This window comes from Streptomyces albospinus (genome assembly GCF_014648695.1).
In the GTDB taxonomy this organism is placed as follows: domain Bacteria; phylum Actinomycetota; class Actinomycetes; order Streptomycetales; family Streptomycetaceae; genus Streptomyces; species Streptomyces albospinus.
This window is the reverse complement of sequence record NZ_BMRP01000013.1, coordinates 145,381-166,671: the sequence shown is the minus strand read 5'-3', so window position 1 is coordinate 166,671 and position 21,291 is coordinate 145,381. Positions and strand designations below refer to the sequence as shown.

The 21,291-nt window shown below is 72.1% G+C and carries 21 protein-coding genes; 12 read left to right on the top strand and 9 right to left on the bottom strand.

Annotation, left to right across the window (positions count from 1 at the left end; genetic code table 11):
* Positions 1 to 252: 252 nt before the first annotated feature.
* Entirely contained in the window at positions 253 to 1,416 is a 1,164-nt protein-coding gene (locus tag IEZ17_RS19695) for a permease (protein WP_189301891.1), read from the top strand.
* 142 nt (positions 1,417 to 1,558) lie between these two features.
* Here the strand turns inward: IEZ17_RS19695 and IEZ17_RS19690 are convergent, their stop codons facing one another.
* The 5 genes from IEZ17_RS19690 to IEZ17_RS19670 form a co-directional block, all read right to left on the bottom strand.
* Positions 1,559 to 1,999, bottom strand: coding sequence for a GNAT family N-acetyltransferase (locus tag IEZ17_RS19690; RefSeq protein WP_189301889.1), 441 nt, complete (start codon positions 1,997 to 1,999; stop codon positions 1,559 to 1,561).
* 82 nt (positions 2,000 to 2,081) lie between these two features.
* Positions 2,082 to 3,020, bottom strand: coding sequence for an endo alpha-1,4 polygalactosaminidase (locus IEZ17_RS19685; RefSeq protein WP_189301984.1), 939 nt, complete (start codon positions 3,018 to 3,020; stop codon positions 2,082 to 2,084).
* Positions 3,021 to 3,065: 45 nt separating this feature from the next.
* On the bottom strand, positions 3,066 to 5,213 hold the full coding sequence (locus tag IEZ17_RS19680) for a xanthine dehydrogenase family protein molybdopterin-binding subunit (RefSeq protein ID WP_189301887.1): 2,148 nt from the start codon (positions 5,211 to 5,213) through the stop codon (positions 3,066 to 3,068).
* Entirely contained in the window at positions 5,210 to 6,247 is a 1,038-nt protein-coding gene (locus tag IEZ17_RS19675; RefSeq protein ID WP_189301885.1) for an FAD binding domain-containing protein, read from the bottom strand. Before IEZ17_RS19675 ends, IEZ17_RS19680 begins: the two co-directional genes overlap by 4 nt.
* Entirely contained in the window at positions 6,244 to 6,822 is a 579-nt protein-coding gene (locus tag IEZ17_RS19670; protein ID WP_189301883.1) for a (2Fe-2S)-binding protein, read from the bottom strand. The genes IEZ17_RS19675 and IEZ17_RS19670 overlap by 4 nt, the downstream gene beginning before the upstream one ends.
* A 386-nt stretch (positions 6,823 to 7,208) precedes the next feature.
* Between IEZ17_RS19670 and IEZ17_RS19665 the strand changes: the two genes are divergently transcribed.
* The 7 genes from IEZ17_RS19665 (at position 7,209) to IEZ17_RS19635 (ending at position 12,600) form a co-directional block, all read left to right on the top strand.
* Positions 7,209 to 7,787, top strand: a complete 579-nt coding sequence (locus tag IEZ17_RS19665) for a TetR/AcrR family transcriptional regulator (protein WP_189301881.1) — start codon at positions 7,209 to 7,211, stop codon at positions 7,785 to 7,787.
* A gap of 268 nt (positions 7,788 to 8,055) precedes the next feature.
* Entirely contained in the window at positions 8,056 to 8,871 is an 816-nt protein-coding gene (locus tag IEZ17_RS19660) for a DUF6424 family protein (RefSeq protein WP_189301879.1), read from the top strand.
* Positions 8,872 to 8,910: 39 nt separating this feature from the next.
* On the top strand, positions 8,911 to 9,918 hold the full coding sequence (locus tag IEZ17_RS19655; protein ID WP_189301877.1) for a DUF2278 family protein: 1,008 nt from the start codon (positions 8,911 to 8,913) through the stop codon (positions 9,916 to 9,918).
* A 361-nt stretch (positions 9,919 to 10,279) separates the two neighbouring features.
* A complete protein-coding gene (locus tag IEZ17_RS19650; protein WP_189301875.1) occupies positions 10,280 to 10,852 on the top strand; it encodes a glycoside hydrolase family 25 protein in 573 nt (190 codons plus the stop codon).
* A 173-nt stretch (positions 10,853 to 11,025) separates the two neighbouring features.
* Entirely contained in the window at positions 11,026 to 11,259 is a 234-nt protein-coding gene (locus tag IEZ17_RS19645) for a hypothetical protein (RefSeq protein ID WP_189301874.1), read from the top strand.
* Positions 11,250 to 11,489 carry a hypothetical protein gene (locus tag IEZ17_RS19640; RefSeq protein WP_189301872.1) on the top strand — a complete coding sequence of 80 codons (240 nt, stop codon included), beginning with the start codon at positions 11,250 to 11,252 and terminating at the stop codon, positions 11,487 to 11,489. Before IEZ17_RS19645 ends, IEZ17_RS19640 begins: the two co-directional genes overlap by 10 nt.
* 100 nt (positions 11,490 to 11,589) lie before the next feature.
* Positions 11,590 to 12,600: a DUF1259 domain-containing protein gene (locus tag IEZ17_RS19635; RefSeq protein ID WP_229852403.1), complete on the top strand. Its 1,011-nt coding sequence runs from the start codon at positions 11,590 to 11,592 to the stop codon at positions 12,598 to 12,600.
* Positions 12,601 to 12,693: 93 nt separating this feature from the next.
* On the opposite strand, the gene IEZ17_RS43890 is transcribed toward IEZ17_RS19635, so the two are convergent.
* From IEZ17_RS43890 to IEZ17_RS19625, 3 genes are all read right to left on the bottom strand, one after another.
* Positions 12,694 to 12,825 carry a hypothetical protein gene (locus tag IEZ17_RS43890; protein WP_268249832.1) on the bottom strand — a complete coding sequence of 44 codons (132 nt, stop codon included), beginning with the start codon at positions 12,823 to 12,825 and terminating at the stop codon, positions 12,694 to 12,696.
* A gap of 380 nt (positions 12,826 to 13,205) precedes the next feature.
* Positions 13,206 to 15,209, bottom strand: coding sequence for an ArnT family glycosyltransferase (locus IEZ17_RS19630; RefSeq protein WP_189301870.1), 2,004 nt, complete (start codon positions 15,207 to 15,209; stop codon positions 13,206 to 13,208).
* Positions 15,210 to 15,362: 153 nt separating this feature from the next.
* Positions 15,363 to 15,737: a cupin domain-containing protein gene (locus IEZ17_RS19625; protein ID WP_189301868.1), complete on the bottom strand. Its 375-nt coding sequence runs from the start codon at positions 15,735 to 15,737 to the stop codon at positions 15,363 to 15,365.
* A gap of 92 nt (positions 15,738 to 15,829) precedes the next feature.
* On the opposite strand from IEZ17_RS19625, the gene IEZ17_RS19620 reads away from it, so the two are divergent.
* Positions 15,830 to 16,270, top strand: a complete 441-nt coding sequence (locus tag IEZ17_RS19620) for a MarR family winged helix-turn-helix transcriptional regulator (protein ID WP_189301866.1) — start codon at positions 15,830 to 15,832, stop codon at positions 16,268 to 16,270.
* Positions 16,271 to 16,355: 85 nt separating this feature from the next.
* Here the strand turns inward: IEZ17_RS19620 and IEZ17_RS19615 are convergent, their stop codons facing one another.
* Positions 16,356 to 17,687: an MFS transporter gene (locus IEZ17_RS19615; protein ID WP_189301865.1), complete on the bottom strand. Its 1,332-nt coding sequence runs from the start codon at positions 17,685 to 17,687 to the stop codon at positions 16,356 to 16,358.
* A gap of 154 nt (positions 17,688 to 17,841) precedes the next feature.
* On the opposite strand from IEZ17_RS19615, the gene IEZ17_RS19610 reads away from it, so the two are divergent.
* The 3 genes from IEZ17_RS19610 (at position 17,842) to xylB (ending at position 21,223) form a co-directional block, all read left to right on the top strand.
* Positions 17,842 to 18,633, top strand: coding sequence for a DeoR/GlpR family DNA-binding transcription regulator (locus tag IEZ17_RS19610; RefSeq protein WP_189301863.1), 792 nt, complete (start codon positions 17,842 to 17,844; stop codon positions 18,631 to 18,633).
* A 46-nt stretch (positions 18,634 to 18,679) separates the two neighbouring features.
* On the top strand, positions 18,680 to 19,678 hold the full coding sequence (locus tag IEZ17_RS19605; protein WP_189301861.1) for a zinc-dependent alcohol dehydrogenase family protein: 999 nt from the start codon (positions 18,680 to 18,682) through the stop codon (positions 19,676 to 19,678).
* A 141-nt stretch (positions 19,679 to 19,819) separates the two neighbouring features.
* Positions 19,820 to 21,223: a xylulokinase gene (gene xylB, locus IEZ17_RS19600; RefSeq protein ID WP_189301859.1), complete on the top strand. Its 1,404-nt coding sequence runs from the start codon at positions 19,820 to 19,822 to the stop codon at positions 21,221 to 21,223.
* Positions 21,224 to 21,291: the final 68 nt, after the last annotated feature.

Below are 21,291 nucleotides of genomic sequence, written 5' to 3'. Positions count from 1 at the left end.
TTCGCATGGGTGGCCACCGGCTGCGACGCAGGGTGCGGTGTTCGTTACGGTCCGAGCATTCCCCCGCGGGGCGGTCGTTGCCTTTCTGCCGACACGCTACGACCGCTGCCCCGGACCGTGCCACTCCAGCAGGTCGCGGGCCCCGGTTCACGAGCGGCGGCGGCGTGAATGCGGGCCGCGCGGCATGCGGAGAGGGCGTCTCCGGCGTGTCCCGGGGGCGGTGTCCGAGGTGCGGAAGGTAAGGCTTCACCCATGCATGCCGTACTGCACGCCCTGTCGATCGCCGGTTCCATGGCCTGGGAGATCGCCTGGGCGCTGATCCTGGGCTTCGTCCTGTCCGCCGTGGTCCAGGCGCTCGTGCGCAAGTCCACGGTCGTCGCGCTGCTCGGCGACGACCGCCCGCGCACTCTCGCGATCGCCGCCGGACTGGGCGTCGCCTCGTCCTCCTGCTCGTACGCCGCGGTCGCGCTCGCCCGCTCGCTGTTCCGCAAGGGAGCGAACTTCACCGCCGCGATGGCCTTCGAGATCGCGTCCACCAACCTGGTCGTCGAACTCGGCGTCATCCTGGCCCTGCTCATGGGCTGGCAGTTCACCGCGGCGGAATTCATCGGCGGCACCGTCATGATCGTCGCGCTGGCGGTGCTGTTCCGGCTGCTGCTGCCCGCGGGACTGCTGCGCGAGGCGCGCGCGCAGGCCGACCGCGGACTGGCCGGCTCGATGGAGGGCCATGCCGCGATGGACATGTCCGTACGGCGCCACGGCACGTTCGCCCGGCGGCTGTTCTCCCGCGAGGGGTTCACCGCCACCGCGCACGTCTTCGTCATGGAGTGGGCGGCGATCCTGCGCGACCTGGTGGTCGGCCTGCTCATCGCCGGCGCGATCGCCGCCTGGGTGCCGGACTCCTTCTGGCGGTCCTTCTTCTTCGCGGGCCACCCGCTGGCGTCCGCGGTGTGGGGGCCGCTCATCGGCCCGCTGGTCGCCATCGCCTCGTTCGTCTGCTCCATCGGCAATGTGCCGCTCGCGGTCGTCCTGTGGAAGGGCGGTATCAGCTTCGGCGGCGTCGTCGCGTTCATCTTCGCCGACCTGCTGATCCTGCCCATCCTCCACATCTACCGGAAGTACTACGGCGGACGGACGGCCCTCTTCCTCCTCGGCACCTTCTACGCCGCCGTGGTCATCGCCGGCTACGTCGTGGAGTTCGCCTTCCGTGCCCTCGGCCTCGTCCCCGACCAGGCCCACGCCACGGTCCCCATGGAGGGCGTCTCCTGGAACTACACCAGCTGGCTCAACGTCGCCTTCCTCCTTCTGGCCGCCGCCCTTCTGATGCGCTTTCTCCGCACCGGCGGGCCGGCGATGCTGCGGATGATGGGCGGTTCCCCCGGCGCAGTGAACGAGCATGAGGGCCATGGCCGTTGATGACCACGGGCCCTGGGCGTGCCGGTCCGTCAGACGGGCAACGCCCAGCCCGCAACCCACTCCGTAAGGGCGTTGCCCGGACAGCCGGCGACCCGCGACGACCGCAAACGGCCCCGGGCGGCACACCACCGGCACCTCGCGTTCAGGAGAGCCGCAGGTCGATCCAGGGGATGGTGTCGCCGGGCAGCAGATAGCGCTCCGCCTCGGTGAACCCGTGCTTCAGGGCGAAGCGCAGACCGTCCTCGTTGGAGGACAGCACAACGGTCTCGATCGCCTCGGCACCGAGCTCGCGGGCCCGCCGCAGACCGCGCGTATAGAGTTCCTCGCCGAACCCCTGGCCGCGGTGGTCGGCGAGCACCCGGGCGATCACCGTGGCGGTCGACGCATCGTCCGACGGCGGGCGCACGGTGCTGCACCCCACGAGGACGTCCCCGAGGTAGGCCACCTCCAGGTGGTTCCTCCGGGCGCGTTCCCGTACGTCGTCCAGGGACAGCACATGGGTCGGAATGATCGTGTTGTGGACGAGCTGCCAGTCCGCGAACTCGGCGTCGCCGTCCGGCTGCGTGAAGTGCAGGTCAGGCATCGCAGCAGAAAACCGGAGCGCACCCCGGGACGTCAACTCCGTCTGCCGGCCGCCGGCCGCACCTGCCGCCGTACCGAGGCGTTCAGCAGGTGCGGTACACATACCCCTCCGTGCCCGGCGTCGTGACGTCGTGGTCGCGCCGGATGACGGACAGGGTGCCGCCCCACTTGCGGCACGCGGTGGTGAAGTCCTTGTCGTCGTATTCGATGTCGAAGACCCGGTTGTCGTATGCCGTCGCGTATGCGGGGCACTCCCCGTACCGGGCGCACTCCTCGGTGACCGCGAAGTCGAAGCCGATCCCGCGGTGTCGGGGCAGCAGGTCGGTGGTGTTCTTCTGGGCGACGGCCAGCCCGTTCCGGTGGGCGCGGCGCGTCAGCAGGGTGGCGAAGGCCGTCGCGTCCTCCTTGGTGAGCAGGCCCTCGGAGCGTTCGTAGGAGTCGAGGTTGTCCGGCTCGACGGCGTCGAAGCCGTCCCTGGCGCAGCCGTCGATCCAGGAACCCACCACGCCGAGGAGGGCGTTGCGCCTGCCGGCCGTGGAGACATCGAGCAGCGGCTCCTGCCAGTCCTCGTCGATGACGAGGCCGCCGTCCCGGTCGTGGAGGAGGAGATCGGGATGGTGCCGCCGCCACCAGCCCTCGGCCTCGGCGCCGGGCTGCGCCTGGAAGGCGTTGACGTAGCAGATGTTGTACCGCCCGGGGGCCGGGGCCTGGGTGCGGTCCCGGGAGACCACCCGCACGTGCGCACCCGGCGGGTACGCCCCGCCGAGCTGGTAGTCGAAGACGGCATGGGCCGCCGGCTGCCGGACGCCGCCCCGGGCGGTGGCGGATGCGGAAGCCGACGGGTCATGGTGCCCGGCCCCGGGGGCTCCCGTGGAGCAGCCGGCGAGCGGCAGCGGGAGCAGGGCGAGCGCGACGGCGGCCCGGCGGACGGCGCGGCGGCGCCCCCTGGTGTGCGGGGGCGCCACGGCACCGGCGGCGGACGGGGCGGAAGTCGCCGAACTCAGAGGCGACAAGGAGGACATCGGGGACACGGGTGGTTACTGTAACGGCCCGTGGGCCAGGTCCCTTCAGGAGCTCTGCCGGTGCGAGCCGGGGCCCGCGAGCAGCACGCGGTCCGGGCGGATCGGCAGATGCCGGTGGCGGGTGCCGGTCGCGTGCCAGACGGCGTTGGCGACCGCCGCCGCGGCGCCCACGATGCCGATCTCGCCGATCCCCTTGATGCCGACCGGGTCCTCGTCGTCCGGGTCGTCCACCCAGTCCGCCTCGACGACCGGTACGTCGGCGTTCGCCGCGAAGTGGTACGAGGCGAGGTCCGCGCCGACAAGGCCGCCCGAGACCTCGTCGCGGACCGCCTCCTCGTGCAGGGCCATGGAGAGCCCCCAGATCATGCCGCCGACGAGCTGGCTGCGCGCGGTCAGCGGGTTGACGATCCGGCCGGCGGCGAAGATGCCGAGCATCCGCCGTACCCGCACCTCACCGCTGGTCACGTCCACGGCCACCTCGGCGAACTGGGCGCCGAAGGCGTGCCGTTCCCGGGCCGGCAGCGCGCCGATGAGCTCCGCGGTGTCCGACCGCGCGGTGATCCCGTGCGGCGGAATGCTGCCGCCGAGGGCCAGTTGGCCGCGCAGGTCGCGGGCCGCGGCGGTGACCGCCCAGGCCCAGGAGCGGGTGCCCATCGAGCCTCCGGCGATCATCGCCGGCCCGAAGTCGCTGTCCGCGATCCTCATGCTGATGCGGTCCGGTGCCACCTCCAGCTCGTCCGCGGCGATCAGGGTCAGCGCGGTCCGCGCCCCGGTCCCGATGTCCGCGGCGGTGATACGCACGGTGAAGGTGCCGTCCGGCTCCGCCGTCACGGACGCCGTGGACGGGGCGGCCCCTGAGGGGAACGAGGCCGCGGCCATACCGGTGCCGAGCAGCCAGCGCCCCTCGCGGCGGATGCCCGGACGCGGGTCCCGGCCGGCCCAACCGAACCGGCGGGCGCCCTCCTCGTAGCAGGCGAGCAGATTGCGGCTGCTGAACGGCAGCCCGGAGACGGGTCCCGCCGCGGGCTCGTTCCGCACGCGCAGGGCGATCGGGTCCACCCCGCACTTCTCGGCGAGTTCGTCGAGCGCGCACTCCAGCGCGAACGAGCCCGGTGCCTCGCCCGGGGCGCGCATCCACGTCGGGGTCGGCACGTCGAGCGGCACCACGCGGTTGACGGTGTGGTGCGCATCGGCGTCGTACATCACCCGCGCCGGGTCCGCGCTCCGCTCGATGAACTCCCGCTGGGTCGAGGTGAGGTTCTGCGCCTCGTGGTCGAGCGCGCGCAGCCGCCCGTCGGGGTCGGCGCCGAGCCGGACCCGCTGCACGGTCGGGCTGCGGTAGCCGACCAGCGAGAACATCTGACGGCGCGTCAACACGACGCGGACCGGGCGGTGCAGGACGGTCGCCGCCATCACCGCGAGCACCTGGTGCGGACGGGTTCCCTTGGACCCGAAGGCGCCGCCGACGTTTTCGGAGCGCACCCGGACTGCTCCCGGGTCGAGGGAGAACAGCTTCGCGAGCTCCTGGGCCACGAAGGCGCTGCCCTGATTGGAGTCGACGACGTCGAGTCGGCCGTCGTCCCACTGCGCCGCCGCCGCGTGCGGCTCCAGCGGGTTGTGGTGCTCCTCCGGCGTGGTGTACTCCGCGTCCACCACGACCGCGGACGCGGCGAACCCGGCGACCGGGTCTCCCTTCCGCTGCTCCGCCGCAGCGCGCGGGGTGTCCGCCGGGGTGTACGTGCCCGGGCGCCCGGCAGAGAACGCGACGTCGTGCGGCTCCTCGTCGTACTGGACCACCAGCGCCTCGGCGGCCTCCCTGGCCTGCTCGGAGGTCTCGGCGACGACCAGCGCCACCGGCCAGCCGGCGTACGGCACCCGGTCGTGCTGGAAGACCAGGAGCGCCGGGTCGGGCGGTCCCATGGGGCCGGTGTAGTCCCCGTCGACGCGCGGGGCGTTCCCGTGGTGGAGCACGGTGAGCACGCCGGGCATCTCCAGCACCGGCGCGGTCTCCACGGAGCGGATCCGGCCGCGGGCGATGGTGGACAGCACCAGCCAGCCGTGGGCGAGTTCGGCGAACGGGATCTCGCCGGCGTAGCGGGCCGCGCCGGTGACCTTGTCCCGGCCCTCGACGCGGGTGTGCGCGGTGCCGACGGCCCCCACCACCGCGAGCCGTCCGGTCGTCGTGGTCGTCATCGGGCGGCCTCCCCGCTCAGGTCGGTGGTCCCGGACTCCCCGGGCGCGCCGGGCAGTTCGGACAGCTCGGACAGTACGGCGACGACGAGGTTGCGCATCAGTGTCACCTTGTATCCGTTGTCGGGCAGCGCCCGGGCGGCTGCCAGTTCGGCGTCCGCGGCAGCCGCGAACGCCTCGGCGCCCACCGGTCCCCCGGTCAGCAGCCGCTCGGCCTCCCTGGCCCGCCACGGCCGGGACGCGACCGCCCCGAAGGCGAGCCGGACCTCCTGCACGACGCCGTCGCGGACGTCGAGGGCGGCGGCGATCGACCCGATGGCGAACGCGTACGAGGCGCGCTCACGGACCTTGCGGTAGCGGGACACCGCGGCGACCGGAGCCGGCGGCAGGACGATGCCGGTGATCAGCGCACCGGCCGGCAGCACGGTCTCCAGATGCGGGGTGTCCCCCACCGGGCGGTAGAACTCCGCGAGCGGCAACTCGCCCGGTCCGTCCGCCGTTTCGTAGGTGACCACGGCGTCGAAGGCGGCGAGCGCCACCGCCATGTCGGAGGGGTGGACTGCCACACAGTGCGCGGAGGCCCCGAGGATCGCGTGGTTGCGGTGCTCGCCTTCGATGGCGGGGCAACCGCTCCCCGGGACCCGCTTGTTGCACGGCTTGGCCACGTCGGTGAAGTAGCCGCAGCGGGTGCGCTGGAGCAGATTGCCGCCGACCGTGGCCATGTTGCGCAGCTGGCCCGAGGCGCCGGCCAGCACTGCCTGCGCCAACGCCGGGTAGCGGCGCCGCACTTCGGGGTGGGCCGCGAGATCGCTGTTGGTGACGGTCGCGCCGATCCGCAGACCGCCGGCGTCCGTGGCCTCGATCCGGTCGAGCGGCAGCTCCCGTACGTCGATGAGCAGCGCGGGCCGCTCGACCCCGGTCTTCATCAGGTCGACGAGATTGGTGCCGCCGCCCAGGTAGCGCGCCTCGGGCTCGGCGCCGAGCAGCGCGACCGCGCCCGGGACGTCGAACGCCCGCTGATAGCCGAACTCCCTCATGCCGCCTCCTCCGCGCCCGCCGCCCGCCCCGCACCCACTGCCCGCTCGGTGTCGGCCGCGGCCCGCGCGACCGCCTGCACGATCGCCACATAGGCACCGCACCGGCACAGGTTGCCGCTCATCCGCTCCCGGATCTCGTCGGCGGTCAGCGGCGGCGCCTCCGCCTCGGGCCGTACGTCGGCGGTGACCGCGCTCGGCCAGCCCGCCGCGTGTTCCTCGATCACCGCGATCGCCGAGCAGATCTGGCCCGGTGTGCAGTAGCCGCACTGGTAGCCGTCGAGGTCGAGGAACGCCTGCTGCACCGGATGCAGCCGCTCGCCGTCCGCCACGCCCTCGATGGTGGTGATCTCGCGCCCTTCGGCGGCCACCGCGAGCTGGAGGCAGGAGACCGCCCGGCGGCCGTCGATCAGCACCGTACAGGCGCCGCACTGCCCCTGGTCGCAGCCCTTCTTCGTGCCCGTCAGGCCGAGTCGCTCGCGCAGCGCGTCGAGCAGGGTGGTGCGGTGGTCGACGGGCAGCGTGTGCTTCTCGCCGTTGATGTTCAGGGTGATGGCGCCGGCCGTCGATAGGGCCATGATCAGCCTTCTTTCGCGTATACGGGGCGCGGCGGGCGCCGGCCTGATGCCTGCCGCGGTCAACCAAGACGTCGAACGTGCCTGCCACCCGGGACGCGCACCCCGGACGGGGCGGTCCCGGTGACCGTACGGAATACGGGAGGGGAGAGCGTGGTGCGGTGCGCAGCGGCGTCGGTCCGGGCACCGGCCGCCGGATGCGTGGTGGCCGCCGGGCCGCGGTGGCCCGGCACTCCGACCGGCCGTATCCACCGCCCCGACTGCCGCTATGGTGGACCTTAAACGGACAGCTGTCCGCTAGCCTCGGAACCTACCGGACACTTGTCCGGTTATCAAGACCGCCCATCAAGACCGGACCGGCCCGCCCATGGATCCGGGAAGGAGGACGAGTGCAGCGGCCCCACGGCGCACCCCTGCGCGCGGACGCGCAGCGGAACCGCGAACGCATCCTGGAAGTGGCACTGGCGGAGCTGACGCACTCGGCCGACGCCCCGCTGAGCGCGATCGCCAGGAAAGCCGGCGTCGGGCAGGGGACCTTCTACCGCAACTTCCCCGACCGCGAGGCACTCGTCCTGGAGGTCTACCGCCACGAGGTCCAACAGGTCTGCGACGCCGCCGCCCGCCTGCTCGCCACCCGGCCGCCCGACCGGGCCCTGCGGGAATGGATGGACCGACTCGCCCAATACGCCATGGCCAAGGCCGGTCTTGCCGCCGCCCTGCGCAAGGCCGCCGACACCCGCGGCACGCTGGCCGGACTCGCCCACGGCCCGCTGACCTCGGCCGTCTCCCTCCTGCTGACGGCGAACGAGGAGGCCGGCACGATCCGCCCGGGAGTCACCCCGGACGATTTCATCCTCGCCATCTCCGGCCTCTGGCAGCTCGACCCGCACGGCGACTGGCAGTCGCGCGCCGGCCGCCTCCTCGACCTCGTCATGGACGGCCTACGCACCGGCGCTCCCGGTACGTGAAAAACGGGGGCTCACGACCCGCGCAGCACCCCACCGACCGGTGCGCCAACGGGTAGTTGACCCAGGCAGGCATCCCTTCCGACACTCCGGCGGCAGGGGTAAAATCGCCCCTACAGGGAAATTTCACGCGTGCCGCATGAAATACGGCACTCCACAACTCACCTCCCTCCCTTGCGCATCAAGCTTGCGCATCAAGCTTGCGAGTCCAGCTTGCGCAGCACGCTCTGTCACGCGTCACGGCCTTCCCCAGCCCCCCGTGGAGATCACCATGAACACCGCGGCATCGACACACACCGAACACGAAGACCAGCCATGGACCATCTCCGTGGCGGACCACCCCCCGCGCACCGACAGCCCGCAGTATGTGGCAAGCCGCAAGTTGATGAATGAACTTGTCGGGACGATGGACGACTGGCCGTTCGCACCCGGTCCGTATCAGGACCATCACGGGGCCGGCCTATGGCTCAAGGACGCCAAGGGCTGGATATGCCTGATTCTGCCGCTCGGCATCGAGTGGTCGGCACAGTTCTGCGCGGATCCGGCGAAGGTGGACGGCATCCGGCAATACGCACTCCGCGTGATCGCGGCCTTCCCGGACACCCTGCCCGGCTACGTGAGCTTCGGTTACAACGACGGCGAGCGGCTGCTCAACACCCCGATACAGACCGCCGACCAGGTGGCCGAGTGGACGGATTCGATATTCAACGCCTCGGTGCCGCTGCCCGCCGGTGCGCACACCGGGGTGCTGCCCACGGCGGCGGGATACCACCACTACCCGAAGCCGATCGTGGATATCGACCACTTCCGCTACGACGACTTCCAGCTGTTCGTGACGGACGCGAAGGGCTTGCCGGTCGCGGTGGTTCCGGTCGCCCCCCGCGGCTCCGGCGACGGCCGGGTGCAAGTACTGGCCGCCCACCCCTCTTCGCCGTACGCGACGCATCTCGTCACCCCAGGCCCGGCAGGCCGTGCCGCCGTGCCCGCGCACGCCGAAGCACGCGCCGACGCATGGCGGGACGCCGTCCTCCCCGCCGACGACGAGCTGGCCCGGCAGGCGTTCCACCAGCAGTTGCAGCACGCATAGCCCCCGGCACGGGGGCCGTCCCGGCTCGGAGGCCTCACCATGCCCATCGCCTTCTACGGTGTACTGGCGGGCCGCGCCGTCGAGCGGCGCCGCGAGGGAAGCACCGGAACCCCGCACTACCAGATCCACCTCACCGACAACGCCGGCACCGACTACCGCGCGGCGGTGAACGTCCTGTCCCAGCAGTCCCCGCCGGAGCTGCTGTACCTGGCCGATGACGACTTCCGCCATCCGCTGACCCAGCTCCTTCCGGCCGCCGGCAGCGGATGGACGGCGCTGCCGTCCCGGTCGGGCGGCGACAGCCTCGACTACATCCGCGGCAACATGTTCGTCCCGTCCGCGATGCGGGTACTGCCGGCGGACCTCCCCGGCGCGAACAACGACCTCGCCGACCTGCTGGACCACTACGTACAACGCGCCATCGCGGATCCCACCATGGAGGTCTACGCCTTCGGGCAGCGCTTCGGCCCCGAACCGTCCGTCCCCGACAAGGTCTTTCACTTCCTGCCGGGCAACGGCGTGCACGACATGCACATGAACCAGGGCAACAGCGGGCGGTTCCGCGCCGACGACGGGGTCTGGCAGGACGGCGGAATGCTGATCCACCTGCCCGCCGAATCACGCTGGGTCGCCCTTTTCCTGGCCTTCCAGTCCCAGTCCTGGCACACCGACGACATCACCGGCCACGCCATTCCGACCACCGCCCCGGTGTCCGGCACCGGCGCGGCACCGCTGCGCATCGTGGCGGCCCTCGTCAACCCCGCCGGCCCGGCACCGGAAGCCGAGTCCGTCACCCTGCTCAACGCCTCTCCCGCCCCCGTCGACCTGGCGGGCTGGCAACTGGCCGACCAGCAGGGCCACCGGCTCCCGCTGCCCGCACAGCAGGTGGCACCCGGAGCCACCGTCGCCGTCCCGGGCGGTAACGGCTTCCAACTCGCCGACCGCGGCGGCACGATCACCCTGCTCGACCCCACCGGGATCAACATCCACGGCGTGGCCTACACCGGGGAACAGGGCCGACGCGAAGGGTGGACGATCACCTTCTGATCCGGCGCTACGGCTTTTGCCACGGCCTTACGTGCCGCGGTGTGCACCGCCGCGGCACCGCCGAGCCGGTGCACGAGAGATCTTCCCCTCTGAATCTTCCCCTGGGAAAGCGGTTGACCGAACAACCAACGCCCGTTGTCACAAAGGAGATCCACGCCCGGCGCGGTGATCCAGGTGCAGTGGCCGCGACACGGCGGGAGAATGGAGTCGACCTCTGGGCACGATGGGAGGTTTCCGGCGCGGAGCACACCGTCCGATGGTGCCGCGGCCGGTTCCGGTGGCTCCCCGGCTCGTCGCACCACGGCGCCGACCGCGAAATCCCCGGCCGGAGGCGCGGCCCGAAGTGATCGAGAAGACGGCCATGACCATCAAAGGAATCGACGTATCGTCGTCCCAGCCGGAGGGATACAAGACATCCGGCAGCGATTTCGTGTTCATCAAAATCACCGAGGGGACCAGCCATACGAACCCCAAGTGGGCCGGTCAGCGAAGGACCGCGCGCAATGCCGGCCTGGTGACCGGGTTCTACCACGTCGCCCGGCCAGGACAGGTGACGGCGCAGGTCGACTACTTCCTCTCCCAAATCGACCTGGCCGATGGGGACATCATCATTCTCGACTGGGAGGACCCGGGCGTCTCCAGTGCGTGGAAGGACAGCTGGCTCAAGCAGGTACAGAAGTCCGCCCCCGGACACAAGACGCTCCTCTACTGCAACCAGGACTTCTGGGTGCACCGCGACACCACGTCCTTCGCCGGCGACGGGCTGTGGATCGCCCAGTACAACGACAAGCCCGGTCACCCCGACATCCAGCACCCGTGGCTGTTCCACCAATACACCGACACCCCGATGGACACCAGCATCGGCAACTTCAAGGACAAGGCGGCGCTGCGCAGTTGGTCCCGCCCCCTCGTCCACCTCGGCCACAGCGCCTGAACATCCCGCGGGTGTCGCCCGTCCCGGGGCCTGTCCGGTGGACCGGCGTCCGAGGCGCGCCCGGCCATCAGCCACTGGACAGGCCCTGGGACGGAAGGCCGAGGCGAAGTCGTCTCGCCTCCCGAGAGGTCTTCCGCGAGGACCCGAACGGCGCCTTCCATCCGACGCCCGCCGTGCAATTCCTGCACACCAGCGCGACCGGCTCACTGCGTGCCGCGGTGCTGACGCTCACCCACGAGATCTTCGTGCGCTCCGCGTCGGCGCTCGACGGCACCGTACGGACCGGCGAACCGGCCTTCGCGCCCGCCGGCGCGGCCCGGCTCCAGGCGGGACGGTCCTGGTCGTCGACTCCGTACGCGCGCCGGGCAACGCCCGGCCCCCGGGGACGGCATGGGACGTGGCGGTGACGACGGTCGCGGCGGGCAAGGAGCGCGGGCCGGGCGAGCTGGACGCCCTCTTCGCACGGGCCGGCCTGCGCCGCACCAGGATCCTGCCCGACCCCGCGTTCGCGTCCCTCGTCAAGGCGGTCGCCGCCTGGGGAGGGCGCGCCGGCGGGGTGTACGGGGACCGGGTGCCGAGGCCGTGCGACTCGCCCGCACGGGCTCCCGGCGCCCGGTCGACTCCCCCTTCACGATGACCGTTTTAGCCCACTTGGCGCCTAGTTGACGTCACGTCGCCGTCGGTTCGCCCTGCTGCTGCGTCACGCTGTCATCTCGTCATGTCATGGAGGTGCTCAGGTGTTTGCTGGAGACAGGCAGCAGGACTTCCGCCCGCAAGCGGGGACCCCGCGGCGGCACGTACTGGCCGCGGCGGCATTGGCCCCGGCACTGGCCGCGGCGGCACCGGCCACCGCCCACGCCCGGGCCGTGGCCACCGCGCCGGCCGGGGCGAGCAGCCGCCGGCTTATCGAGCCGGTGCGCACCCACCTGTCGGACTGGGGAAGCGTGGCCGCACACCTGGGCGGCCTGGGCGACATGAAGCGCAACCTGATGTACCACACCGGGCTCCCCCGCCGGGACCTCCGCGTGGTCTCCCATGGCGTCCAGGTCAAACCGCCGCTCGCCCTGGGGTCGCATGTGTCCTTCGTCCGCTACGCCGACGGCGGCACGCTGGTGATGGGCGACGTGGTGGTCACCGAGCACGAGTTGCAGCGGTTCTGCGACACCCTGCACCGGCACCGCCTCGGGGTGACCGCGATCCACAAGCACCTCCTCGCCCAGCGGCCCGGCATCTGGTGGTTGCACATCCACGGGCACGGCCACGACCCGGTGCCCCTCGCCCGCGGACTGCGTGCGGCGTTCGACCGCACCGGGACCCCGCTCCCGCTGCCGCCCGGCAGGGAGAGACCCGTCGACATGGACACCGACGGCGTCGACGAGGGGCTGGGGGCGAAGGGCTCCGTCGACGCCGGGATCTACAAGTGCATCTTCGTCCGCCGCGAGCGCATCACCGACGGCGACCTGGTGCTGCCGCCGGGACTGGGATCGACCAGCGCGCTCAACTTCCAGCCGCTGGGCGACGGCCGGGCCGCGATCAGCGGCGACTGCGCGATGATCGCCGAGGAGGTCCAGAAGGTGCTGGGCGCCCTGCGGCGGGCCGGCGCCGACCTCGTCGAGCTGCACAACCACGGCCTGACGGACGAACCCCGGCTGTTCTTCGTCCACTTCTGGGCCGTCGGCGACGCCGTCCGGCTGGCCCGCGCCCTGCGCCCCGCGATCGACGCCACCAACGTCGTCGCGGCCGGCTGACCGGCCGCGCGGGCAACGAGACCGGCCCACGGGACGCGCCTGGAGAGCGTCCGGTGGGCCTCCCGCATGGTTCCGCCGGGGGCTCGGGCCCGGTCAGCGGCGCGTCACGCGTACCTCGGCCACCTCCATCAGCCCGTCGAGTGCGACCTTGCCGACGGTCTGGCCCGCGCTCACCGTCAGGCCGTCCCGGCGTACGAGGTCGGGGCGGCGCCCGGACAAGGGCATGACCCTATGGCGGCCCCAGCAGCGCTCGTCGGCGTGGCCGAACGGCAGGTATCCCGGGCGGTCTTCCCGGGTCCAGGGCGTTCCGGCGCCGGGGAAGGAACACCTCGGGTTCCGTCCAGACCTTCCAGGACGGGGGCGGCGAGCCGGGAGAGCGGCTCCGCGCGCCGCGGCCGGCGCAGCAGCGCGGCGCCGGGCGCGACGGCGGACCAGGTCCGCTTCGGGGTCATGTCGAGGTGCCGGTCGACCGGCACCCGGAACCGCCGGAGTCCGCGGCCGAAGACCAGGTCCCGGTTGTACGCGTGGGGCACCTGGGGCCACGTGCCGGTCGGTTCGGCCACGAAGTGCCTTCGGCCGCCGCATACGGAAGGATCCGTCCCGCTTCATCGACCGGCGGACGACGGCGAGCAGCGGTAGAGCTGCGCCGTCCGGTCGGGCACGCGCGGGCAATGGGCCCTTACCCAGGGGGCGATGGCGCGGCCCTGGGTGGTCGCCGGGCCGCCCAGCAGGACGTACCGCAGCCGGCCCGTGGCGACGAGCTGGCGGAACGCGGCCTCGGTGGGGGTGGGCACGGTGCCGGTGAAGCCGCCCATGGGGAGCACCTTGGCGCCCGCGGCGAGGATGTACGCGGAGGCGGTCCGCCAACTCGTGGTCGCGAAAACGTAGTCGGCGCCGTCCTGGTGCGCCCGGGTGTACGCCAGGAGCCGGCGCTGCCTGTCGTCGAGCGAGGCGCCGTCGGAGGGCTTGGCGGCCTTCCCGGCATCGGGGGCGCCGTGCGCCGGCGGGTGATGCGGTGCGGTCCGCTGCGGCGCGGTGTGGCGTCTGACGGCCACCGGACCGGTCGAGCCCATGCCGGAGTGGCCGTACGTCGGGTTCAGGACCGTCGACGCCCAGGCGGCGGACGGCAGCAGCATGGCGGCGAGGGCCGCGCCGAGGCCCAGCAGCGCCATCCGCCGGCGCGCGCCGCCGGCGCCCTTGCGGGACAGTGCCAGCAGGGCCAGCGCGCCCACCCCCAGCGTGATCGCGGCCGGCGTCAGCCACGGCAGGAACGAGGGGAACTGCACTGAGACGAACGACGACCAGGCCACCGTGCCCGCCACCGCCGCCGGCAGCGCCCAGGCGCGTGCCCGGCCCCCGCGGCGCCAGGCACGCCAGAACTGCACCATGCCGGCGCCGAACAGCGCCGCCAGCGGCACCGCCACCACACCCATGTAGTACGTGTGGCCGCCGATCGAGCCGGCGCTGAACACCAGGAAGTACGTCGCCAGCCACACCCCCCACAGCACGAATCCGGCCCGCAGCGGGTCGGTACGCGGCCTACCGCGCCGCCACACCAGGCCGCACACCGCGGCCAGCGCCGCCGCCGGGTACAGCCAGCCGACCTGCGAGGCCAGCGACGGGCCGAACATCTTGACCCACAGCGCGGCGGTGGGCCGGCTGTGGCCGGAGGGGGTCGCCGGAGCGGTGCCGGCCATGGTGGACACGGCCACGCTTCCGGTCTTCCTGGCGTCGATGTGGATGCTGGAGAAGCGGTTGAGGAAGTTGTAGCCGACGACCTGGCTGACCGCCGAGTTGTTGGTCGTACCGTCGATGTACGGGCGGTCCTTGGCCGGGGTCGCGGTCACCAGCAGCACCCACGATGCCGACACGGCCAGGCACATCGCGCCGGCCACCACCAGGTGCGCCAGCCGGCGGCGCAGCGCCGTCGGGGCGGATATCAGGTACAGCAGGCCGAGTGCCGGGAGCACCGCCCATGCCTCCAGCATCTTGGCCTGGAAGCTCAGGCCGACCCACACCCCGGCCGCCAGCAGCGGGCGCACCCGGGCCTCGCGTGCCGCGCGCAGCGTCGCGTCGGCGGCCAGGATCACCAGCAGGGTGAACGCCGGGTCCTCGACCGCCGTACGGAACAGCCCGGCTATCGCCGGGGTGAGCGCGAAGGCCCCCGCCGCGAGCAGCGCCGCGTTCTCCCCCGCCCAGCGGCGCACCGCGCGGTGCAGGAGAACGACGCTCAGCAGGCCCTCGACGACCTGCGGCAGGGTCAGCGCCCACGGGTGGAATCCGAAGATCCGCGCGGACAGCGCCTGGGGCCACAGGAAGCCGGGCAGCTTGTCGATCGTGATCGAACTTCCCGGGTCGAACGCGCCGAACAGGAAAGCCTTCCAGCTCTCGGTCATGCTGCGCGCGGTCTCCGCGTAGAACGCGTGATACGCGCTGTGCTGGATGTCCCACGTGAACAGCACCGCCGCCACCACGAGGATCACCGGGAGCGCGAACCTGGTGTACCCCGGCCGGTCCTGTGTGCCCTGGGGCCGTGTCCCGGTGCGGGCGAGCAGCCCGCCGCCGGTGCGCGCTGCGGACGCGATCGCTGTCGAGGTGGTGCTGGCCATGGACGAAGCCTCCCTGGTGGAACTCACCGTTCTGTGTGCCAGATGACCGGATCGCCCGCCGGGATGCCATGGCCGCTGATTGTTCAGCGAACGTTCAGATCCTCTGCCGCCGCGCCGGGAACCCGGCGCGGCGACCGCCTGCCGCTCCCCGGGTCAGTTGGCCCACGGAGGCGTGAGGGTGCTGCCGTCGTCCAGTTCGGCGCCGAGGCCGACGCGGGTGGTGACCCACATCGTCGCGGGCCCGTCGGCGGGGTTGCTCACCGACAGCGCGGAGCCCGCGGGAGCCACCGCCGCGTCGCCGGCGCCCAGTTCGGCCGTCTCGCCGTCGATGGTGAGCCGCAGCCGGCCGGACAGGACGTAGAACGCTTCCTCCTGGCTGATCACGTGTCGGGGAGCCATCGTTCCGGCGGGTATCTCGGCACGCCAGGCGGCCAGATCCCGGCTGCCGGTGGCCGGCCGGATGTACGAGGTGAAGCGGGCGCCGTGGATCTCGTGAACCACGGCCTCATCACTGCTGATAAAGGGCATAACTGTCTCCATGGAAAGAAAGCGGGCACCCGTCCAGATGGACAAGCTACTTGTCCATTTAGACAAGCGGCTTGACCAGTTATAGTCAAGGGATGGATGACGCCCTCGCCCTCTCCGCACTCGTGCTCGCCCTCTCCGGACAGCTGGTGCAGGAGATCCACACACAGGTGTCCCGGCAGGGGTTCGAGGGCCTCCGCCCCGTGCACGGCTTCGCCTTCGCGCGGATCGCCGCCGGCGACACCACCACGGCCGATCTGGCCGAGCACCTGGGGGTGACCAAGCAGGCCGCCGCGCAACTGGTCGGCGAACTGGCCGGCAAGGGATACGTGGTGCGCCGTCCGCACCCGCACGACGCCCGCGCCCGGCTGCTGGAGCTGACCGAGACCGGCCGGGCCGCGACGCGGGCCGCCGATCGGGCGGCGCGCGCCGCCGTCGCCCCCTGGCGCGCGGAGCTGGGCGAGGCGCGCTTCGCCGAGTTGGTCGCGGACCTCGCCCGGATCGCACCGCGGGGGCCGATCCGGCCCGGCTGGTGAGTCGGCGAACGGCTGGTGCCGTCGACGTACCGGTGAGGCATCTTCCCGGGCGCCCGGGACATTCCGGGCACCGGCACCGGACGCGCTAACGCACGCTGCCCGCGGACATCTCGGGCGCCACGTGCGCCGTGAAAGTAGGGGTGCCGGATTCCGGGTGCGGCGCTGGCGCCTTCATGCGGAGGACCAGGACGGTGCTGAGCAGGTGCAGCGCGGCGTAGATCCCCAGCACTCCCCCGATGCCGAGCACGCCGAGGAAGACCGTGCCGATCAGCGGGCCGAGGGCCATGCTGGCGCCGGCGCCCAGGGTGTACGCGGACATGATCTGGCCCTTGCGTTCCGGTGCCTGCGCGGTCATGAGCGGGGGCAACGGGACGTAGCCGGCCATGCCGACGCCCAGCGCGCCGACGGCGATCGCGACCAACGGGTAGTTGTGGCCCGCGATTTCGGGGACGTAGTACAGCGCCAGGCAGGCGAGCGCCGAGACCACCCCGCCGAGCCAGGCGACGGTCCCGCGCCGGCTCCACCGGTCGCCGAGCGCGCCGAAGAGTACGACGCAGGCGAGGTTGCTGACCATCATCACGATCAGCAGGGAGGCCCACTCCTGGGCGCTGAAGCCGATTCGGTCGACGAGGAAGAGCGGCAGGAAGACCCATACGCCGAACTGTGACGTGGTGTTGATGAGCCGGACCAGCGCACCCATGCCGACGCGGGGCCGGGCGAACATCACGGTGAGGCAGCCCATGAAGGTCCGCGGCAGGCTGACCCGCTCCGGCTCCCTGGACAGGCCCTGGAATCCGGTACGTTCGCGCAGCAGGAGCAGGACGACCAGGGCGCCCGCGGTGATCATCGCCAGCGACACCCACAGCGTGCGGTAGAAGCCGATGGAGGGCTTGAGGAGCGAGACCAGGACGGAGCCGATGACCGGGTAGCCCATGGTGAAGCAGAACCAGAACCAGCCGAGCGCCTTGCCGAGCTGCCGCTCCGGGGCGCCCGCCATGATCCAGACCATGAACCCGTAGGCGAACAGCGGATAGCCGAAGCCGCGCAGGCCGTAGGTGAAGAGGATCAGCCAGTAGGAGTGGGCGGGGACGGCGACCGCGAGCATGAGGGCGTGGCAGACCGCCCAGCAGACGGCGCCGGCCATCATCACCCGGCGCGGCCCCCACAGGTCGCAGAGCCCGCCGGCCAGGAAGGCGCCCACCGCGGCGGTGACGCCGTACACGGTGAAGATGATGCCGACGCTCGCCTCCGCGAAGCCGAGGTCGGTCTTGAAGTACGTGGGCAGATAGCTGGTCTCCACACCGTCGCCGATCATGAAGAGCAGGACGCCGACATAACCCCATATAAGGGCCCGGGGGATTCCGAGGACGGCGGGGCGGGGCAGCGGCGCTACGCGCTCCGGGAACGTGGGCAGCACGGTGGGACCTCCTGATGAGCCGGGCGTTCGCCCGTAGCTGGCCAACAGACTGAACAAGCTCACAGAGAATTTCAAGAGCTTCACATAAAGTGTGTGATGTTCTAGGGTGGGGCCACGGCGAAGATCGCCGGATGACGAACGGGGGTGTCCCACGATGAGAGCGAGTCGCGGCTCCGAGGCCGAGGTGGAGGAGCGCCGTCAGGCGGTGCTGCGCCATGTCGCGCAGGAGGGCGAGATCCGTATCGCCGAGCTGGCGTCGCGGATGCACGTCAGCGTGATGACCATGCACCGGGACCTGGACAACCTCCACGACCGGCAGTTGCTGCGCAAGGGGCGCGGGGTGGCCACGGCGTTCTCCAACGTCGCCATGGAGAGCGCGCTCCGCTTCCGGGAGAACGCCCGTGTCGAGATCAAGTCCGCCATCGCGGACGCGCTCGCCGAAGAGGTCTCCCCGGGGGACACGGTGCTGATCGACTGCGGCTCCACGCTCTTCCCGCTCGCCCGCCGGCTCGCCACCGTCGACGGAATCCGCGTGATCACCAACTCGCTGCGCATCACCTACCTGCTGGCGGCATCACCGGCCGAGGTGACGCTGCTGGGCGACCGCTACTACGAGGACTTCGAGTCCTGCGCCGGACCGCAGTCCCGACACCAGTTGCAGGACATCCGCGCCACCGTCGCCTTCGTCACCGCCACCTCGGTCCGCGAGGGGCGGCTGTTCCACCCGGTGCGCGAGTACGCGGAGACCAAGCAGGCGTACCTCCAGGCCGCCGACCGCGCCGTACTGGCCGTCGACCACAGCAAGTTCGGCCGCACCGCCACCTATCCCTACGGCGACGTCAGCGGCTACGACCTGCTGGTCACCGACGCCGGCACCCCGGAGAGCGAACTCCGGGCCGTCCGGGGCCTCGGCGTCGAGATCCGCACCGTAGACCCGCTCAGCTGAACCACCGGCCCCGGCCGGGACTCCCCCCCGAGAAAGGCTCCCCGCCATGCGCGCTGTCGTCATCCACACCCCCGGGCACTACGAGGTCACCACGGTCGACGACCCTGCCCCGGGCCCCGGCGAGGTCGTCGTCGCACCCGCCGCGGTGGGCATCTGCGGCACCGATGTGCACATCGTCCAGGGGGAGTTCGCCCCCACGCCGTATCCGATCATTCCCGGCCATGAGTTCACCGGCGAGATCGTCGCCCTGGGGTCCGGGGTGAGCGGACTGCGCACCGGGGAGCGGGTCGCCGTCGACCCCTCGCTGTTCTGCGGCGCGTGTCACTACTGCGCGATCGGGCGCGGCAACCTGTGCGAGAACTGGGGCGCGATCGGCGACACCGTGAACGGCGCGATGGCGGAGTACGTCGCCGTGCCGGCCGCCAACTGCTACCGGCTGCCTTCGAGCGTCGACGTCGTCCAGGGCGCGCTGATCGAGCCGCTGTCGTGCGCGGTCCGCGGCTTCGACGTGTTGCCGCGCCGCCTCGGCGACCACTACCTCATCTACGGCGCGGGCACCATGGGCCTGATGATGCTTCAGCTCGCCCGGACCGCCGGCGCGGCCTCGCTCTCGGTCGTCGATCTCAACAAGGACCGGCTGGCGGTCGCCGAACGCCTCGGCGCGGACGCCACCGCGGTGAGCGCGGCGGACCTGGACCGGCCGCAGGGCTGGGAGACGGTGATCGACTGCACCGGCGTCATCCCCGTCATCGAGGACGGCCTGGGCCGGGTGCGCCGCGGGGGCGCCTTCCAGCAGTTCGGCGTCGCGCCGTCCGCCGCCAAGGCGTCCTTCTCGCCGTTCGACGTCTACCACAACGAGATCACCATCGTCGGGTCGATGGCCGTCCTGCACAGCTTCGGCCGCGCCGTGGACCTGATGGCGAAGGGGGTCGTCGACGCCGACACGATGATCACCCACAGCTTCGGGCTGGACGACTTCGGCACCGCCCTCCAGACCTTCCGCGACGGCTCCGGCCGCAAGATCCAAATCCGCCCGCAGCTCTGAACTCCCCTTCCCCGGCGGACCGTTGCCGCCCCTCCGCCGATCAGTCCGCCCACTCCGCCCATTCCGCCCGCTGATTCCCCCCACGGATTCCCGGTGGATTCCTCCCGTTGATTCGTCTCGTTGCACGGAAGCGACATCGTCATGCCCACAGTTGCCGGGGTGGACTCCTCTACCCAGTCCTGCAAGATCGTCGTCTGCGACGCCGACACCGGGGAAGTCCTGCACCGGGGCCGCGCCGCCCACCCCGACGGCACCGAGATCGCCCCCGAGGTCTGGTGGCAGGCGCTCCGCGAAGCGGGCGACGGCCTCCTGGAGGAGGTGGACGCCGTCGCCGTCGCGGGGCAGCAGCACGGCCTGGTGGCCCTGGACTCGGCCGGGCGGCCGGTACGCGATGCGCTGCTGTGGCACGACACCCGGTCCGCGCAGGCCGCGGCCGACCTGGTCGAGGATCTCGGCGGGCCGGAGAAGTGGGCCGAGGCGGTCGGCACCGTGCCGGTCGCCGCCATCACCGTCGCCAAACTGCGCTGGCTGGCCGAGCACGAACCGCGGGCCGCGGACCGCACGGACCGGGTGCTGCTGCCGCACGACTGGCTGACCTGGCAGCTGTGCGGCGGCCCCGGCACGTCCGCCGAACCGGTCACCGACCGGGGCGACGCCTCCGGCACGGGCTACTGGTCACCGGCCGAGGGCGCCTACCGCCGGGACCTGCTCGCCCTCGCCTTCGACGGCCGCACCCCCGAACTGCCCCGCGTGCTCGGCCCGTACGAGGCGGCCGGCCGCACCCCGCACGGGGCACTGGTGGCAGCGGGGACCGGCGACAACATGGGCGCCGCGCTGGGGCTCGGCATCCGGCCGGGCGATGTGGTGATCTCCCTCGGGACCAGCGGCACCGCCTTCGCGCTGTCCGAGCATCCGGTGGGCGACCCCACCGGCGCCGTCGCGGGCTTCGCCGACGCCACCGGCCGCTTCCTGCCGCTGGTGTGCACCCTCAACGCCGCCCGGGTGCTCAGCTCCACCGCCCGGATGCTCGGCAGCACGCTCGACGGCCTCGGTCCGCTCGCCCGCGCGGCCGAGCCCGGGGCCGGCGGGCTGGTCCTGCTCCCCTACCTGGGCGGCGAGCGCACCCCCAACCTCCCCGACGCCGCGGGCAGTCTGACGGGGCTGCGCACGGCGAACATGCACCCGCAGAACTTCGCCCGCGCGGCCGTCGAAGGCATGCTGTGCAACATGGCCGACGCGCTCGACCGGCTGCGCGCCCAAGACGTCAGCGCCCGGCGCGTCTTCATCATCGGCGGGGCCGCCAAGGCTCCCGTGGTCGGCGAGATCGCCGCCGAGATCTTCGGGACGCCGGTCACCGTGCCCGAACCCGAGGAGTACGTCGCCCTGGGCGCGGCCCGGCAGGCGGCCTGGGCGCTGGCCGGCACCCCCCGGCCGCCGCACTGGCCACTCGCCGCGACCAGGGAAATCGCCGCCCCGGCCGACGCCTCGGCCGGGCTCCGCATCCGGGAGGGGTACGCCCGCGCCCGGGCACTGGTCCACGGGTGACCGGGCCGGTCCGCGCCAACACGGGGACGGGGACGGCGAGTTCGGTTCGACACTGGTCCAGTCCAAAG